Source organism: Paenibacillus sp. P4_A9 (assembly GCF_056402415.1).
On the sequence record NZ_JBFUHL010000003.1, the window covers coordinates 127,737 to 145,091 of the forward strand.

Consider the following 17,355-nt stretch of genomic DNA (forward strand, 5'->3'; position numbering starts at 1 on the left):
GAATAGATCTACAGCAACAAGAAGGGGAGTCAAATACGTGACGACAAGAAGCTTTAACGATTATGAACTAAGCGAGGATATTACGCGGGCGCTGACCACATTAGGCTATACACAGCCAACGGATGTGCAGCATAAGGTAATTCCAATCGCCTTGCAAGGAAGAGATTTGACGGTCAAGTCGCGTACGGGAAGCGGGAAGACGGCGGCGTTCGGCATACCGATCTGTGAGCTCGTGGAGTGGGAAAAGAACAGGCCGCAGGCGCTAATCTTAACTCCGACGCGGGAACTAGCCGATCAAGTGAAACAGGATATGACCAACATCGGGCGATTTAAGCGGATTAAGGCGGTGGCGCTGTACGGCAAAATGCCATTTGCCAAGCAGAAGCTGGAGCTGCACCAGAAGTGTCATGTGGTCGTCGGAACACCGGGGCGTGTGCTGGATCATATTCAGAAAGGCACGCTGGATGTAGAGCGGTTGCGGTATCTGGTCATTGATGAAGCGGACGAAATGCTGCGCATGGGCTTCATTGAGCAGGTAGGCGCGATTATTGATGAACTGCCGACGGATCGGATGACGATGCTCTTCTCGGCTACACTGCCGAAGGATGTCGAGCAGCTGTGCCATCAGTACATGCGGAAGCCGATCGATATTGAAATCGCAACGCCGGAGGCGGCGAAAGTTCAAATCGAGCACTCTCTCATTACGGTACGGGATAACGAGAAGTGGCCATTGCTGCAGAACGTCCTCGTGATGGAGAACCCGGATAATTGCATCATTTTCTGCCGGACGCAGGAGAATGTGGACAAGCTCTACACGCTGCTTGATCAGCTGGACTTTCCGTGCGATAAGATTCATGGCGGCATGATGCAGGACGATCGCTTTCTTGTCATGAATGCGTTCAAGCGTGGCGAGTTCCGTTTCCTGGTGGCTACGGATGTCGCGGCGCGAGGGATCGATGTCGAGGATATCACGCATGTCATCAACTATGATCTCCCGATGGAGAAAGAGAGCTACGTGCACCGTATCGGTCGGACAGGTCGTGCTGGCAAGACGGGCAAGGCGATTACGTTCGTAACGCCGCATGAGGACAAGTTCCTCGCCGATATCGAGGGTTATCTAGGCTTCGAGATTCCGCGACATGACGCGCCCGACTCGGAGGAGGTTGCCTCGAAGCAAGCGGCCTTCGATCAGAAGATGCAGGCGACGCCTGTCATCAAGCGCGATCGCAGCGACCAGTTGAACAAGGGCATCATGAAGCTCTATTTTAACGGGGGCAAAAAGAAAAAGATCCGCGCTGTCGACTTTGTCGGTACCCTCGCCAAGATCGAAGGTGTCTCCTCGGAGGATATCGGGATTATCACGATTCAGGATAATGTGTCGTATGTCGACATTTTGAATGGCAAAGGGCCGATGGTACTCAAAATCATGAGAAACACGACCATCAAGGGGAAACTGCTGAAGGTGCATGAAGCGAATAAGTAGAGGAATTGGAGAACCAGAAGGCCTTATGGCTTTCTGGTTTTTTGCCGCTTTTCAAATAGGAAACAGCCCGGAAGGTTAAAATATTACTCGAAAGGGTCAATTCTGTGACTTATCCGTGAAACGCTCACAAGGTAGACTATAGAAAACACGACATGGGGTGAATTTTCATGGCTAACCATATACAATCTCAAGCAAGTAGTATATCAACAACTAAAGTGAAGCTGAAGCGTTCAAAGCAGCAAATTCGAGAGGATTTAGCCGGATATATTTTCGTTAGTCCCATGATACTCGGATTATTTGTTTTTACGTTATTCCCAATCATCGCGTCATTCTTCTTAAGCTTTACGGACTGGAACTTTGTTGCCGGCTTCTCGAAGGTGAAATTCCTCGGGTTGGACAACTTTACCAAGCTGATTCACGATAGCGTATTTCTACTTTCACTCAAAAACAATATGATTCTGTTGGTTGTTGTACCATTAACACTCATTATATCGCTTGTTTTAGCGGTTTTGATTGATAAGCAAGTGTATTTTAAAGGTGTTTTTAAAGTCATTTATTTCATCCCTTATATCTCCAGTGTGGTTGCGGTAGCGATTGTGTTCCAAGTGCTATTCCACCCAACTTACGGACCGATTAACCAAACATTAATGGACTGGGGCTTTGCGAATCCACCGAAATGGTTAGCTGATCCCGACTACGCTTTGTATTGTGTGATGGGACTTATGGTGTGGATCAGTATCGGGTACAACATGATTATTTTTATGGCGGGACTTCAATCCATTCCGAAGGATTTGTATGAAGCTGCTGATATTGACGGGGCATCAAAATGGAGACAGTTCTACGGCATTACCGTGCCTTTATTGTCACCAACTACGTTCTTCTTGCTCGTTTCGGGTATTATCGGAACCTTCAAAGCATTCGATGTCATTTCCGTACTTACGAATGGCGGTCCTGCCAATTCAACAAGTGTTGTGGTGTATCGCTTATATGAAACAGCCTTCATTAACCTACAATCCGGCTATGCCTCTGCGATGGCGATTGTGCTTCTGATTCTGGTTCTCTTGATTACGTTAATTCAATGGTTTGGCCAACGCAGATGGGTCAACTACTAAACAAGAATGGAGGTTAACCTATGGATAACAATAAACGATTGAAAAAAATCATTTTAACGATTGTTATGGCCCTCTTCGGTATCCTGTTCATGACACCATTCCTATGGATGATATCCGCTTCCATGAAGCCCGAAGCCGACGTTTTCATTTTTCCTATTCAGTGGATTCCCAAGCATTGGAGCTTGATTGAAAATTATAAAACCGTATGGACGACGTCGAAATTCCCCTTATACTACTGGAATTCGATTAAGGTGACCGTCATCACAACGGCCTTGTCTGTTCTTTTTTCATCCATGGCCGCTTATGCATTCTCGAAAATTAAGTTTCGTGGCTCGAATGTTCTCTTTATTCTCGTTCTAGCTATTTATATGATTCCAAGTCAGGCGATTCTCGTACCTCAATTCCTTTTACTTCGCTACATGCACTTGTATGACACGCATATGGGACTTATTCTTCTTGGGTCCTTTAGCGTACTCGGTACGTTCATGCTCCGTCAGTTCTATCTGGGTATTCACGACGAATACATGGAATCTGCAAGGATGGATGGCGCAGGACATGCCCGTATTTTCTGGACCATCTGTACGCCGCTTGTACGTCCAGCGATTGCAACTTATGCGATCCTGCGTTTCATATGGACATGGAATGATTACCAGAATCCATTGATTTTCTTAAGAACGAAGAGCTTATTCACACTTCCACTTGGGATTCACTCCTTTGCCGATTTAAATGGCGAGTTTTACTCCTTAATTATGGCGGCATCGGTTTCAGCTATCATTCCTTTACTTATCATTTTCATCCTTGGTCAGAAGCAGGTTATCGAGGGGATTTCCACGGGTGGCGTTAAAGGTTAATATTTCGGTTCAACAGCAAGATGTCAAAATAAGAGTGCATGAGGTTAAAATATTGCCTCGTGTGCTCCAAGCAAGTTTGTTACGATTCGTGATGTAAAGGTTTTCAACTATCGAAGCAAAATAAAAATATCTTCTTGGAGGGGTTTATATGAAAAAGAGTTTACTAGTATTAAGCGGTGTTCTAGCGATCAGTACGGCACTTGCAGGCTGTGGCAGCAAAAGTGAAGATAATGCAACTGAAACTGCTGGGAGTACAGCAGCGGCAACTGCAGCAGCGAAAGCGCCTGTTACGATTAAAGTACAAGGTTGGTACACAGAGGTACAAGGGAACTGGAATGCAACCGTAGAAGCTTACAACAAGACTCACCCGAACGTGAAAGTCGTGTATGAGAGCATGTCCGAGAAGGGCGATTCCCAAGAAGGTATGAAAAAGCTTGATCTACTAGCAGCTTCTGGCGAGCAAATGGACGTTGTTATGTACTCCAGTGCCTCTGACTTTGCACAACGTGTAGGCGCAGGAATTCTTGAGCCACTTGATGCTTACTTGGCCAAAGATAAAATTGTTGTGAAAGATGAATATAAGCTTGATCCGATTGTGAATGGGAAATACTATGCGCTACCTGGTAAAATGATTGAATGGTTCGTCCTGTTGAACAAAGACAAATTGGACGCAGCTAAGCTTCCTGTTCCTACAGAATGGACTTGGAATGACTACGCGGAATACGCGAAGAAATTAACTTCCGGTGAAGGTGCAGCGAAACAATACGGTTCTTACTTCCACAACTGGAAAGACTACGCGCTTCTTGGTTTGAACAACAATATGGATAACCCGTACCTAGTAAAATCCGATGGTACAGAAAATATTGATAATCCGCAGGTTCGTTTCTCCTTGAACCTACGTAACCAATTGGAAAATGTTGATAAAACATCCGTTCCTTACTTTGAAGTTGTTTCTCAAAAGATGGCTTACCGTGACGTGTTCTATGCTGGTAAAACAGCAATGCTAGCAACAGGTAACTGGATGGTTGGCGAGCTTGCACAAAACGCGAAGTTCAACACTGTATTTGCTCCGTATCCGAAATATGATGCGAAAGATGCTAACGGTCTAACAGAAGTTGGCGCTGACTTCATGGGTGTTGCTGCGAACTCCAAGAACAAACAAGCGGCTTACGACTTCGTGAAATGGTACACAACGGAAGGTATTCAAACACAAGGTCTATTCTTCTCCGGCTGGAAAAAAGCTGATATTAACGCAAATGTTGATGCGATTCTAAAAAGCGGCAAACCAGATCAAGTTAAGTTTATCGACAAAACTTCCTTGCTATCTACTTTAAAAGTAAACAAAGCAACGAAATTGGTTGTTCCTCCAACGTACGCATTGCAACAAGAGAAAGAATACTTAACGCAAGTTGAGTTGTTCTTAACTGGCAAGCAAGATCTGGAGAAAACAATCTCAACTGCAAAAACGAAAATTGAAGATATCAGAAAAAGCAATGTGAAGTAATCGGTAACGATTCCGCTAGCTTTACTGGTATACTGTAAGTAGGAAGCAAGAGGAGGCCATAGGGCCCCTCTTTTTCCCATTTTATTTGGCAAAGGCGGGAAATGTTAGTGCTGCATTGGTTTCGCACATTATCTCTTCGTAATAAATTAGTACTAACAATTCTCATTTGTCTGGTTCTGCCATCCATCGTATCGATGTATGTGTCGAATTTATTTACACGGGATGCGGTTCGCACACAAGTCGCCGATAATGCGCGACAATCGATGCTCATTGCGAGTCAGATTGTTACCGGGCAGATGAAGAATATGTTGTATATGATGAATTTCGTGCAATTTGATGTGGATCTTCGGGAGCCCATATTGAGCTTAAGTCATGCGGACGCAACAACCTCCATTGGAGATCTTTATATCAGTCAGAATACGATTAATAAGCGGATCGACACGGTCATTGGTCCGTTGGAAAATTTAGTGTTAACGCTACTCCTACCGAATGGGCAGTATTATGCGACCTATACGACGACTAATTTTGATCCGAAATCCTTTTTCGAGAAAGCGTGGATGCGGGATGTCATGCAGTCAGGCGGCTACAGCGTGAAGTGGATTGGAGCTGAGCCTAATTACAGTCAGCAGTCTTCACAAACCTATCTATTAGAAGCAGTTAAGCCACTTCGTCTCAATGGTGCTACGTATGGGTATGTCATTGTTGGTCTCGAACCGAGCGTTCTGCAGAAATTATTTGCGCAATATGAAGATAATGAATCGATGGTCATTATTGATGCACAAGGGAAAATTTTGGTGGATAAGGATTCAAGTCGGATCGGCAAGCCATTTACCTATTTTGATCAGCTTCCTCCGGAGGAGGGTACCTCTTTCGTGAAGGTCGCAGGCGAAGAATATATTATGCAAAGTGATCAAATTACGCCAGAATGGAAGCTCGTGAACATGACGCCATACAAGGCGGCCGCACAGCAAATCGAATCGTTCCGGAAGACTGATTTCGGGATTCAACTGCTGTTTCTGATTTTGTTCGCGGTCGTGCTCCTCTATGTGGTGGGATCGTTGACGAAGCCCATCGCGAAACTCGTTCAAACAGTAGTACGAATCGAATCTGGCCAGTTGAGTGAACGTTCGAATATTCATGGCGGTGATGAAGTCGGTCGGCTTGGTTATGTATTTGACCGTATGATCGACAGGATCGAGTTGACATTGGTCGAAAATCGGAGAGAGCAGGAGCTCAAGCGCAAAGCTGAACTGGCGATGCTGCAGGCTCAGATCAATCCGCATTTTCTTTTTAACGTGCTGAATTCGATTCGGTTGAAAATCATGATGAAGGGTGACGAGGAAAACGCGGAGCTGATCAGCTCATTATCCGCTCTTTTGCGAATGACTATCAACCGCAACAACGCGTACATATCGCTGCATGAAGAGATTGGGATCAATGAACACTATGTGCGACTCTTAAATTCGCGGCATGGCGATCAGGTTATCCTGCGGGTATCCGCGGCGTCGGACACCCTTCTGATCCAAATTCCACGATTCCTTTTGCAGCCGCTCATAGAGAATGCTTATATTCATGGCCTTAAAAGTAAAGCAGGTGAAATAACCATCGCGTCCCGAATTGCGGAGGATGGCAGGCTTCAGGTGGAGATCAATGATTCCGGTGTGGGCATGACACTTAAACGTGTGACAGAGCTGCGTGATCATTTGGAGGCCGCGCCAATGGCACATGTGGAGGAAGAAGCAAGCAGTCCTTCCTTATCGGGGATTGGTTTACATAATGTGTTTGAACGGCTTCGCATGATTTATGGACATCGCTTCGATTACGACATTGAAAGTAGTCTGGGACAAGGTACTCAGATTATTCTGCGCTTTCCGCAGCAACCCGAGAAGGAGGTGTGACCCTTGTACACCGTCATGATTGTAGATGATGATATCCCAGTTCTTGAATTTCTGAAAACGACGATAAAATGGGAAGAGCTCGGCTATCAATTGACTGGCGTTTATGCCAATCCGTTGGACGCCTTGAAGGCGGGACAGCAAACCAAGACAGATGTGCTGATCAGCGATATTGGGATGCCGGAGATCAATGGGCTGGAGCTGATCAAGTCACTCCGTGAAGAGGATCCGAACGTGAAGGCTGTGATTCTCTCCTGTCACGACGAATTCCACTACGCGCAGACCGCGGTTAAGCTATCGGTGAGTGAATACATTTTGAAGGAAACAATGAATGTCAGTAATATTACCGAGGTGCTGATTAGACTCAAGGAACAGCTGGATGCGGAAGATCGGCAGCAGTCGAAGAGCCGTAAGCTAGAGAAAGAGGTCTCTCAGCAGCGCGGAGCGTCCAAGCGCCAGTTTATCCGCAGCACGGTGAATGAACCCTTATTCGATTCTGCGGAGTGGAGTGCGAAAGCGGGTGACTTCGGGATCCAGCTGAGTAAGCATGCGGTCCTGCCTGTATTCGGTTATGCCAATCGGGTAAAAGAAGCGAATAGTCGGTTTCAATCGACGGATTTATTCGAATATACGATTCAGAATATCGTGGAAGAGCTGCTCGTCGATCAAAAGGAAGTAACCTTATTTACCTATGATACAGGAGAAATCGTTCTGTTATTTCCACATTTCTCTGAGCTGCATGTGAACAACAGCCAGAAGATGGAGCAGACGCTGCGACAGCTACAGACTTGCCTGCAGAAGTACGCGAAAATTTCATTCTCGTTCATCACCGGAGCTCCCGTTAAGGATGTTCGAGCATTGAAGGATCAATTGATTCGCATGGTTGAGGCCCGAGCGTTGCGCTTCTATTTGCCTGAAACTTCGATTTCCAAGCTCGAGCGTTTGCAGGAGGGCTTCGGAGACGGCGGGGAGCTGCTTGCGCAGTATGCTCAGGCGTTGGATGAGTTCCGCAGTGTGGTATTCGATGAGCGCGTGGAAGGGATTGAGTCGTTCGTCTCGAAATGGGTCGATTTCATCCAATACAATCGGTTCCGTCCTTTAGAGGTCAAAGATTGGTTGCTCAAAATGATCCTCGACGTCCGAATGCGCCTCAAGTCGCTGCAGCATTATCAATCGACGTTCTCCTCGGAGCTGCTGCACCATGATGTGCACGAGCTGTCCTCCATCCGAGAAATGGAGCTATGGCTCAAGGATTATTTGCAGCAGGCGATCCAGTGGGCGGGACAAGTGTATAGGGAGTCGCATAATCGTGAAATCCTGGAGTGCCAGCGGTTCGTGTACAACCATCTCGATTCGAAAATATCACTCGAGGATGCCGCGGCACATCTACATCTGCATCCGAGCTACTTGAGCCGTTTGTTCAAGCGGGAAACCGGCGAGAATTTCATCGAGTACGTGACGCGGATGAAGATGGAGAAAGCGAAGGAGCTTCTGGAGATCACCGACAAAAGCGTGGAACAAATCTCCGACATGCTCGGGTACGAGAACAAGAACTACTTCGGGAAGCTGTTCAAGGCGCACACGGGCTTCGTGCCGAATGTGTATCGGGGGCAGACGAAGGGGAGTTAATCATTTTGGAAAGTGTATAAGAACACTTGTGCGGATACAGAGAAGAAGGTAAAATATAGGTACAATTGAATCTTGGGTGGGCATGGTTTCCCTTCGAAAGGAGGTGAAGCCATGGAAGTTAAGGATGCAATAACAATTATGTTCCTTTTTGGAATGTTTATCCTTGCTCTTTTAACATACATTAGTAATCACAACAAGAGAAAGTAAAAACCCACCCGATGGTTCACGCCGAAGGTGGGTTTTTATTGCCTTATTACTTAGAAGGGAATAGACCATCCAAGCCAATTGTACTGACCAAGTGTTAGCGCACTTGGTCTTTATAATATTATGATAACACAATCAAAAATTTGCTTCAATTCATTAAAGAACAATATAAAACAAAAAACATTATGATAGGAGAGCATAATGAAAGAAATCACTTATTTTTCTCTTAGAATTATATCGATTCTACTTTTTGGTCAAGGACTAATTCTTCTCGAAGAATTATATCACGGGATTATGGCTACTTATTTCGATACAAATGAATTAATTAGAATGACTTATCCATCAATGGTTTACATATTTTCTAGTATCATATTATGGTTTTCAGCAAGAAAGGTAACCCTTTTATTCAATAATCCTCGGTTTAATAAACTAGATGGGATCAATAGTGAAGACCTTAAAGGTGTGATAATAGTTATTGTAGGAATACTTTATATAATAACTACCATTCCGGATTTTGTTGTGTATGTTGCTCAAAGCCTAGTATATATAGACTTTATGGGGTTTAGCTACATGAGTAAAGTAGATACGGTATTATATCTAGTTCATTTTGCAATTGGATTTACTATGGTAAAGAAAACTGATCTCATTTTAAAGATTATTAACAAAGTTATTAAACCCTTTTGAGTGGCAAGGTGGGGACATATTATAACAACTTATTCACGCTGCGTGGCTAAGTCAACGGCCCAGTCGCTACGATCCTTATAATCGGAAATTCCTTTAAGAACCTAATAAATATAGGAGAAGAAACACTATGAAGTTAAATAAACATGTTGTATTAGTATTATTTAATACATTTCTTGGATTCTTCCTATTAATTACTTTATGGGTGTTTTTTTCGGGATTAAGTGGAAGAGGTTGGGATAATCAAGTGGTGCCTACGTATATAAGAGTAGTAGGAATAGCAGCAGGTGTTGTTTACTTATTACTTTTTATTGTTATTAACTATTTTTTTATCAGAAAGAAACCCCTATATTGGATTATTTATTTTTGTTTACTATTACTTTCTGCAGCCCTGTACCCCTTTTCACAACAAATTCAAACCATAGTGGATACATTCTATAATTCAATTTTATAACAGAATAGATCAATGAAGGAGCCATATTCATGCTTTGGGCTAGTGCTAGAGGCATCGAGAACACAACAACATTAGCAGAATCCATTACTAAGCAGATAAGAAAGAAGTGAAAAGAATGAAAACCGTTATTTACTTTGTCAGACATGCCGAATCTCCATATATTGAGGGTATGGAGAGAACAAGAGGGCTATCTGATAAAGGCAAATTAGATGCATTAAAGATCAAATCAATTTTGAAAGACGAAAAAATCGATATTTTTATCTCAAGTCCGTATGAAAGAGCAATTCAGACGATAAAACACGCTGCTGGAACTAAGAAGATTGTAACTTTTGAAGATCTTAAAGAAAGAGAAATAGGGCAGATCAAAGAAATGAATTTTAAGGAAGCAAAGCTGAAAGTTTATAATGACATTTATTACTCATTTCCTGAAGGTGAATCGACCAGCAGTGCTCAAGAAAGAGCAATAAAAACAATAGTAAAAATATTAAATGAGTATAGAGAAAAGAAAATTGTAATTGGGACACATGGGGATATAATGACCTTGATTTTGAATTATTTTAATAATCAATTTGACTTTGAATTTTGGGAATCAACGTCAATGCCAGACATTTATAAATTAGAATTTAAAGATCAGGAATTAATAGAAGTAAAAAGGCTTTGGTTGGAGTAGCTCGAAATTAATGATTATCAATAACAAATTAGAGATAGAAATTGAAGGACGAATCGAGTAGGCCCATGCCATTGCCGCATGGGCCTACTCGATTGCTCATTGTATGCTATTTACCTTTCCCCAAAAAAAGCTCAGCCACCTCACCTACATGCCTCACAGTAAACGTAGCCGCTGTAGGTGAACTTGCCTCACCGTCGCGGATCAAGATCGTAGTCCCGACGCCTGCCCGCAAACCGGCTTCGATATCACTCTCTTTATCACCGATGATCACCGATGAGGCTAGGTCCAGCTGGAACTCCCGCATGGCTTGCAAAATCATACCCGGATTCGGCTTTCGGCAGAAAGCGTCTTGTTTATATTCACCAATGCCGTGTACCGGATGATAGGGACTGAAGTATACTTTGGTCACATGGATCCCGTGTGCCTCGAATTGCTCAGTCATCCATGCCGTTAACGCCCAGAAGTCGTCCTCCGTGTAATATCCTCGCCCAATACCGGCTTGATTGGTCACGATGATGAGCAAAAACCCCGCTTGTTGAAAACGTAAAAGTGTATCAAAGATACCTTCGATAAACTCGAAATCCTCCACTTTGTACACATACGATTTTTCAAGGTTAATGACACCATCCCGGTCGAGCAGAAGCGCCTTCGCTCTCATCCGTCCCCACCTCCGGTGCCAAGCTCAGACTTCGCACGCTCATAGTCTTCCGGAATACCGATATCGATGAAATAGCCTTCACTCGGGAAGCCATACATATTAAGCTTTTGTACTCCAGGATTTTCTAGAAATTGCTCAAACGAAAATTTGGTAGATAACTCGAATGGATCCCATAAATCGGCACGAGCTACGTAGACACCACCATTAATCAAGCCGGATTCGCACATCCGTTTCTCCTGAAAGTTCAACACCCGACTGTCCGGACTTACGATAACGGTACCATAGCGGTCAAACCGCCTCATCGGTTTAAGCGAAAGCGTCAAGTCGGCACCGCGGTCTTGGTGAACCTGCATCAGCTGTCCGATATCGACGTGAAACAACGTGTCTCCATTTACTAATAGCACCTGATTGTTGGAAACCTGTTCCATCGCCTTCTTAAGAGCCCCTCCGGTTCCTAACGGTTCTGCTTCCACCGAATAGGTGATTTCAATTTCTCCAAGCCGATGGCCGAAATAGGAGCTGATGGTTTCATGTTTGTATCCTACCGCGAGTACGACCTTGCGAACCCCTTGCATCTCCAATCGTTCCATAATGTAACGAAGAAATGGTTTACCCCCTACGGGAGCCATCGGCTTCGGTACATCCCCTATAACCCCCCGCAAACGAGTCCCGAGTCCGCCAGCTAAAATGACTGCTTCCATAGGGTTAAAATCCCTTACCAAATATGGATTCTTCTACAATCGCGCACAAAATATGGCCAATCAGTATATGCGCTTCTTGAATTCTGGGGGTTTCCTGGGATGGTATCCGAAGGCAGATATCGCAAAGGTTAGCCATACTGCCTCCGGTTTCACCGGTTAATCCAACTGTGGTGATCCCCATCGTACGACACATTTCTAAACCTCTGATCACATTGGATGAGTTACCGGATGTGGAAATGCCAATAAATAAGTCTCCCGCTTGTCCGTTAGCTTGAATTTGCCGTGCAAACAACTTTTCATATCCGTAGTCGTTGCCAATTGCAGTAAGCACGGAGGTATCCGTCGTAAGCGCGATGCACGGCAGGCCGGGACGATCGAAATAAAACCGGCTGACGAATTCTCCAGCAATATGCTGAGCATCTGCCGCACTTCCTCCGTTGCCGCCGATCATGATTTTATGCCCATTTCGGTAAACTTCGATCATTTTTCTAGCTGCCTGCTCGATTAAACTCAGTAAAACTTTATCCTTAGCAATCGCCCGTTTAATCTCCATTGCCCGTAAAATTTCGCTGCTAATATACGCCTTCACATTCATACCCTCCATCCTTGCGTACCGTTTTTTGTAAAATGGACTTGAAACACTTTGCCTCCTAATTCGGTCAATCGATGAGCCACCTGTATGCGTTTGACGGGGTCCACGATGAACATCATAAATCCGCCGCCGCCAGCTCCGGATACCTTACCTGCTAATGCACCGGCATGAATCGCCGTATCGTATATGAAGTCAATCCGGTTGTTGGTTATGGAGGCTGCCATCTTTTTTTTGGCTTGCCATGATTTCCCCAAGTGCTCGGCAAACTTTGTGATTTCTCCTTTTAAAATACATTCCTTTATGGCAAAAGCCTCTTCCTTTAATGCATGGGTGGCTTTCAGGGTCGACTGCTTTTTGGCGAGCGTATTGCGGACTTGTTCGTCAATGATCCGGGCAGATTCCCTTGATGCTCCTGTGTAATATAAAATCATAGAACTTTCCAATTCACTTATAATCCAGTTTTTCACCCTTAGCGGGTTTACAATAACTCGATTGTTTTCGTAAAACTCTATAAAGTTGAATCCGCCGAAGGTGGCCGCATATTGATCCTGCCTTCCTCCAATGAACCCGACATCGATACGCTCGATTTCATAAGCAAGTTGTGCAATTTCATATTCCCCGAGTGGCAGGTTAAGCCATTCCACGAAAGCTTTCAGCATGGCGACAACCATCGTAGATGATGAACCGAGACCTGAGCCTGCGGGAGCGTCAGAATAGGTGGTCATCCGAAAAGAGAGCGGTTTGTCTGGCATAAACTGCCTAACAATCCGGTTATACACGCCTTTATGCAAGCTTAGACAGCCATCCAATGCTAATTCTGGGAGAGCGACAGAATGGAACTCTTCATTGAGATCCGCAGCGATAAAAGTAAGGTTACCGTCATCGATGACCTCAATCGTACAATAGGCGTACAAATCAATCGTCGCATTCAGTACGCATCCTCCGAATAAGTCGCAGTAAGGCGACACATCCGTTCCTCCTCCAGCTAGTCCCAATCTTAAAGGGGCTTTAGATCTAATGATCATGTGCTTCCTCCGTTCCTTTTTTGTCCAACAATTCAGCATATGTGTGGCTAAGACAACTCGTATGGACGGATGGTGCAGCGAGGCTTATTTCCAACTCTTCACGTAATGAAAATATACGTTTGTCCCATTCAGACCTTTTATAGAAGGAATAGTATAGCTATGTGATAGGGAGTTACGGCCAGGAGGTGTATAGGTGAAGTTAAAGGCTAGGAGAAAAAAGATAAAGACAGTCGCGTCCGTACGCGTTCGCAAGCTTCGTAGACTCAAACAAAAAGCTACAGGCCGGCGACTATTGCTCAAACGTGGAAAATCCGTACATGCCCGTTGGAAGAAACGGAGTAAACGATCGGTTTTGATGCTTAATAAACGCAAACGGATCCGGCGCTTGAAACATCGCCGGATCCGTCAAGGATTACCACGGGTTAATAAGCTGAGGGTACCGAGATTTGATCACCCACTGGTCAGCATTATTATTCCGGTTTATAACAAATGGGATTATACCTATAAGTGCTTAGTGTCTATTGTTCAGAACACCCATGGAATCCCTTATGAGATCATCGTGGTGGACGATATGTCCAACGACTTAACAGCACGTATCGGACATTTCGTGAACCAAGTTACTGTCATCCGCAATAGGGTGAAGAGGGGATTTCTGCATAACTGCAATCATGGGGCACAGATCTCTAGAGGAAAGTATGTATTATTTCTAAATAACGACACCAAAGTGACTCCCGGTTGGTTGGCGCACCTGCTCTCTTTACCTGAAAAAGATCCATCCATCGGAATCGTAGGCTCTAAATTGATATATCCGGACGGAAGACTTCAAGAAGCCGGTGGTATCGTCTTTACAAACGGGTTTGCATGGAATTATGGTCGGTTAGACAGCCCGGACAAACATGAGTACAACTATGTTAAGGAAGTGGATTATATCTCCGGGGCATCGCTAATGATTCGCAGAGACCTTTGGATGAGAATAGGCGGCTTTGACGCACAATTCGCACCTGCTTATTCAGAGGATGTGGACATTGCATTCAAAGCAAGACAACTCGGGTACAAGGTCGTCTACCAACCAAAATCCGTTGTCGTGCACTACGAGGGAATATCCCATGGCACAGACCTCAACGCAGGAATTAAGCAATATCAGGTGGTTAACCAACAGAAATTCCGATCCAAATGGGCGGATGTACTCGAACGGGAGAATCTTACTGGCAGTGAACATCTCTTTTGGGCAAGGGAACGCTCCAAGGATAAAAAAACCATTGTGTTCATTGACTCTGGCGTTCCAAGCTTCGACAAAGATGCGGGCAGCCGAACGACGTTTATGTATCTGAAGCTGTTTGTGGACATGGGCTTTAATGTAAAGTTTATACCAGACAACTTCATCAAACCGGAGCCTTATGGCTCTGAACTCGAACAACTGGGCATCGAGATCCTTTATGGAACGCAGGACCGCAATTATTACGAGCACTGGCTTGTTAAGCACAAGGATTACATCGATTATGTCTTCTTGAACCGACCTGACATTTCACATAAATATATCGATCTCATTAAAGCCTATACCCGGGCTAAAATTCTGTACTATGGTCATGACTTGCATTACGTTCGAGAGTTGAAACGGTTCGGATTGGAAAAAAACCGGGAGTTGCTTCAAGCATCTGAGAACATCAAGAGGCTGGAGTTCGACATGTTCACCAAAGCGGATGCCGTTCTAACCTGCAGTGAATCAGAAAAAAGAATTATCGACGGAAATTTCCCGAATAAAAATGCCATATTGCTTCCAGCTTATTACTTTGATCAAACGATACCGAGAACAAAGGCATGGCATGAACGTAACGGTCTGCTCTTTATTGGCGGCTTCAACCATAGCCCTAACGCGGATGGAATTTTGTGGTTTTGTCGCGAAATCCTGCCTATTGTGCAGCAATCCATTCCTGAGATACAGCTATTCATCGCGGGTTCCAATCCTCCGCCGGATGTACTAGGATTACAATCGGACCGGATTGTTGTCAAAGGTTTTGTATCCGACCATGAACTTAGAGAGCTGTATAGAAGCACTAAAATTGCCGTCATTCCGCTTCGTTACGGCGCAGGCGTGAAAGGCAAAACCGTAGAAGCCATGTGCCATCAGATGCCGATCGTTTCTACAGGTACAGGGATCGAAGGGTTGCAGAATATTATCCAAACGATTGAACCTAAGAACACGCCTCAGGCATTCGCCGAAGAAATCATTCGGTTATATCACAATAACAATCTATTAGAGCACAAGGCCGAACAAGGTAAACAGTACGTGGAAACTTACTTCTCCCGATCAAATGCCTTGGCGAGTATAAACTTAGCTTTATAGGATCGGATAAAAGCAGGAAAGAAGTGACTGAAAGTTTCGACTTTCGGTCACTTTTTTTGTCGTTCGCTTTTACCCTGGAACCGAAAGCTTAATGGTAATGGTAGGCTGGTATCGACTCAACCATATTGGGAATTTCCCACATGTAGCGTCCAAATAGCTGCAACTTGCAATGATTTTTGGCATCGTCGTACCGTATTCCAATATGATTGCGCCACATGAGCCATTTATTGACGGACCAGTGTTCGTCGTTCGGTGCACTTATTCTTACTGTTTGAGGATTCATCCAGAATTGCACCCACGGAAATGAGATCGCATCGGCCTCTTTCTGTGCCATGATTCGGGGCAATAAATCACGGAAGCCGTCATCCATCATCTCATCCGCATCGATCGCCATAATCCAATCCCCTACAGCTTGGTCGACCAGGAAATTCCTGACGACGGACTCGTTCCAATCATCGGAATAGGGTAAGCCCGATTGCTTAATATTGAACAACCGAATATTCGCGCGGTTTTTCCAATCATTGATTATGCTAACACTGGCGTCGGTGCTTCCTCCATCCACGATCAGAATTTCATCCGCATAGGAAGCGACACTTTCTAGAAACAGCGGGAGAAATTTTTCCTCATTCAAAATAGGCACAATGACCGAAAGCTTCAGCTTTGGCTCGAGTAACGGCGTATGCGGAACATTCACCGGTCCATAGACTAACGGAGTGTTTAATAAAGGAGGAAGCGTCCCCTTTGCTCGGGGAGTCGATCGTAACGATTTTCTTCTTCGTATACGTTTCTTAACTATTCGCAGCCGACGCTTCCGGAGTTTTATGGATCGCAAAGGACGCTTGCGTAACTTTATTGTTCTCCGCGTCCGTTTCATTTTGATCCCATTTTTACTGCGAATTCTCTTACGCAGCTTGAGTTTCCGGTTCGTTTTGGCGGCCTTTCTAGCTGCCAGCTGGAGAACTTTTTTCATTGAGGACCTCCTTCGTGATGTGGTTAAAACGGTCGGGAATTTCATGCGTATACGTGGCCACTCCTGCAATCCAACTTAGTATATTCAGCGGTCTCTGCCTACGAATGGACGAATAACTAAATTTGGTTTTTTGCCAAAATGACTTAATAAGCATGAGAAAGAACCTTGGTTGGCATAATGCCTCTCAAGGTTTCTTTTTTGAAGGGTTTATTTCGTACTTTCCAGTCACTCTGGCAGCTGCTCATTCGAACAACTGTCGTAAGCATTAAGAATAGACATCAGCAAGCCAGGGAATCTTTCTTCTAAATCATCCTTCCGTAACGACAAGAAGCGCTGGGTCCCTTGCACGCGGACGTGCACGACGCCTGCTTCACGCATGGTGCGCACATGGTGGGATAAGGTGGATTTCACGACGGAAACTTCGATGCCACCACATGTGCATTCCCCTAATTTATGTAGGTCTGAGACGATGGATAACCGGACGGGATCGCTTAACGCATAGAGGACGGACGAGAGATGCATATCCTCTTTGTCCGGGTGATATAGTATTTTCAAGATGCTTCCTCCTCGTTTAACGTAGTG

General features: G+C 44.7%; 17 protein-coding genes. 11 read left to right on the forward strand and 6 right to left on the reverse strand.

Features of this window, described 5'->3' with window-relative positions; translation table 11 throughout:
• The first annotated feature begins 37 nt into the window (after positions 1-37).
• The 10 genes from AC1DVJ_RS04435 (at position 38) to AC1DVJ_RS04480 (ending at position 10,483) form a co-directional block, all read left to right on the forward strand.
• On the forward strand, positions 38-1,483 hold the full coding sequence (locus AC1DVJ_RS04435) for a DEAD/DEAH box helicase (RefSeq protein WP_477588681.1): 1,446 nt from the start codon (positions 38-40) through the stop codon (positions 1,481-1,483).
• A 167-nt stretch (positions 1,484-1,650) separates the two neighbouring features.
• The gene (locus tag AC1DVJ_RS04440; protein ID WP_477588683.1) at positions 1,651-2,595 is read left to right on the forward strand and encodes a carbohydrate ABC transporter permease; all 945 of its coding nucleotides are present in this window, start codon (positions 1,651-1,653) and stop codon (positions 2,593-2,595) included.
• Positions 2,596-2,615: 20 nt separating this feature from the next.
• Positions 2,616-3,446 carry a carbohydrate ABC transporter permease gene (locus AC1DVJ_RS04445; RefSeq protein ID WP_477588684.1) on the forward strand — a complete coding sequence of 277 codons (831 nt, stop codon included), beginning with the start codon at positions 2,616-2,618 and terminating at the stop codon, positions 3,444-3,446.
• A 148-nt stretch (positions 3,447-3,594) separates the two neighbouring features.
• Positions 3,595-4,950, forward strand: coding sequence for an ABC transporter substrate-binding protein (locus AC1DVJ_RS04450; protein WP_477588685.1), 1,356 nt, complete (start codon positions 3,595-3,597; stop codon positions 4,948-4,950).
• A gap of 107 nt (positions 4,951-5,057) precedes the next feature.
• Positions 5,058-6,848: a cache domain-containing sensor histidine kinase gene (locus AC1DVJ_RS04455; protein WP_477588687.1), complete on the forward strand. Its 1,791-nt coding sequence runs from the start codon at positions 5,058-5,060 to the stop codon at positions 6,846-6,848.
• Positions 6,849-6,851: 3 nt separating this feature from the next.
• The gene (locus tag AC1DVJ_RS04460; RefSeq protein WP_477588689.1) at positions 6,852-8,474 is read left to right on the forward strand and encodes a helix-turn-helix domain-containing protein; all 1,623 of its coding nucleotides are present in this window, start codon (positions 6,852-6,854) and stop codon (positions 8,472-8,474) included.
• Positions 8,475-8,585: 111 nt separating this feature from the next.
• Positions 8,586-8,681, forward strand: coding sequence for a competence inhibitor ComI (gene comI, locus AC1DVJ_RS04465; RefSeq protein ID WP_477588690.1), 96 nt, complete (start codon positions 8,586-8,588; stop codon positions 8,679-8,681).
• A gap of 198 nt (positions 8,682-8,879) precedes the next feature.
• Entirely contained in the window at positions 8,880-9,362 is a 483-nt protein-coding gene (locus AC1DVJ_RS04470; protein WP_477588691.1) for a hypothetical protein, read from the forward strand.
• A gap of 127 nt (positions 9,363-9,489) precedes the next feature.
• Positions 9,490-9,813 carry a hypothetical protein gene (locus AC1DVJ_RS04475; protein WP_477588692.1) on the forward strand — a complete coding sequence of 108 codons (324 nt, stop codon included), beginning with the start codon at positions 9,490-9,492 and terminating at the stop codon, positions 9,811-9,813.
• 115 nt (positions 9,814-9,928) lie between these two features.
• A complete protein-coding gene (locus tag AC1DVJ_RS04480) occupies positions 9,929-10,483 on the forward strand; it encodes a histidine phosphatase family protein (protein WP_477588693.1) in 555 nt (184 codons plus the stop codon).
• 106 nt (positions 10,484-10,589) lie between these two features.
• Here AC1DVJ_RS04480 and AC1DVJ_RS04485 read toward each other — a convergent pair whose 3' ends face one another.
• The 4 genes from AC1DVJ_RS04485 to AC1DVJ_RS04500 are packed head-to-tail and all read right to left on the reverse strand — an operon-like array spanning position 10,590 to position 13,459.
• Positions 10,590-11,141: a D-glycero-alpha-D-manno-heptose-1,7-bisphosphate 7-phosphatase gene (locus tag AC1DVJ_RS04485; protein ID WP_477588694.1), complete on the reverse strand. Its 552-nt coding sequence runs from the start codon at positions 11,139-11,141 to the stop codon at positions 10,590-10,592.
• Complete coding sequence (locus AC1DVJ_RS04490; RefSeq protein ID WP_477588695.1) at positions 11,138-11,842, reverse strand: nucleotidyltransferase family protein; 705 nt, start codon at positions 11,840-11,842, stop codon at positions 11,138-11,140. The genes AC1DVJ_RS04485 and AC1DVJ_RS04490 overlap by 4 nt, the downstream gene beginning before the upstream one ends.
• 4 nt (positions 11,843-11,846) lie before the next feature.
• Positions 11,847-12,431: a D-sedoheptulose-7-phosphate isomerase gene (locus AC1DVJ_RS04495; RefSeq protein WP_477588696.1), complete on the reverse strand. Its 585-nt coding sequence runs from the start codon at positions 12,429-12,431 to the stop codon at positions 11,847-11,849.
• 2 nt (positions 12,432-12,433) lie between these two features.
• Positions 12,434-13,459: a GHMP family kinase ATP-binding protein gene (locus AC1DVJ_RS04500; RefSeq protein WP_477588697.1), complete on the reverse strand. Its 1,026-nt coding sequence runs from the start codon at positions 13,457-13,459 to the stop codon at positions 12,434-12,436.
• 193 nt (positions 13,460-13,652) lie between these two features.
• Between AC1DVJ_RS04500 and AC1DVJ_RS04505 the strand changes: the two genes are divergently transcribed.
• The gene (locus AC1DVJ_RS04505; protein ID WP_477588698.1) at positions 13,653-15,803 is read left to right on the forward strand and encodes a glycosyltransferase; all 2,151 of its coding nucleotides are present in this window, start codon (positions 13,653-13,655) and stop codon (positions 15,801-15,803) included.
• A gap of 88 nt (positions 15,804-15,891) precedes the next feature.
• Here the strand turns inward: AC1DVJ_RS04505 and AC1DVJ_RS04510 are convergent, their stop codons facing one another.
• Positions 15,892-16,773, reverse strand: a complete 882-nt coding sequence (locus tag AC1DVJ_RS04510; protein ID WP_477588699.1) for a glycosyltransferase — start codon at positions 16,771-16,773, stop codon at positions 15,892-15,894.
• 225 nt (positions 16,774-16,998) lie between these two features.
• The gene (locus tag AC1DVJ_RS04515) at positions 16,999-17,328 is read right to left on the reverse strand and encodes an ArsR/SmtB family transcription factor (RefSeq protein WP_477588700.1); all 330 of its coding nucleotides are present in this window, start codon (positions 17,326-17,328) and stop codon (positions 16,999-17,001) included.
• Positions 17,329-17,355: the final 27 nt, after the last annotated feature.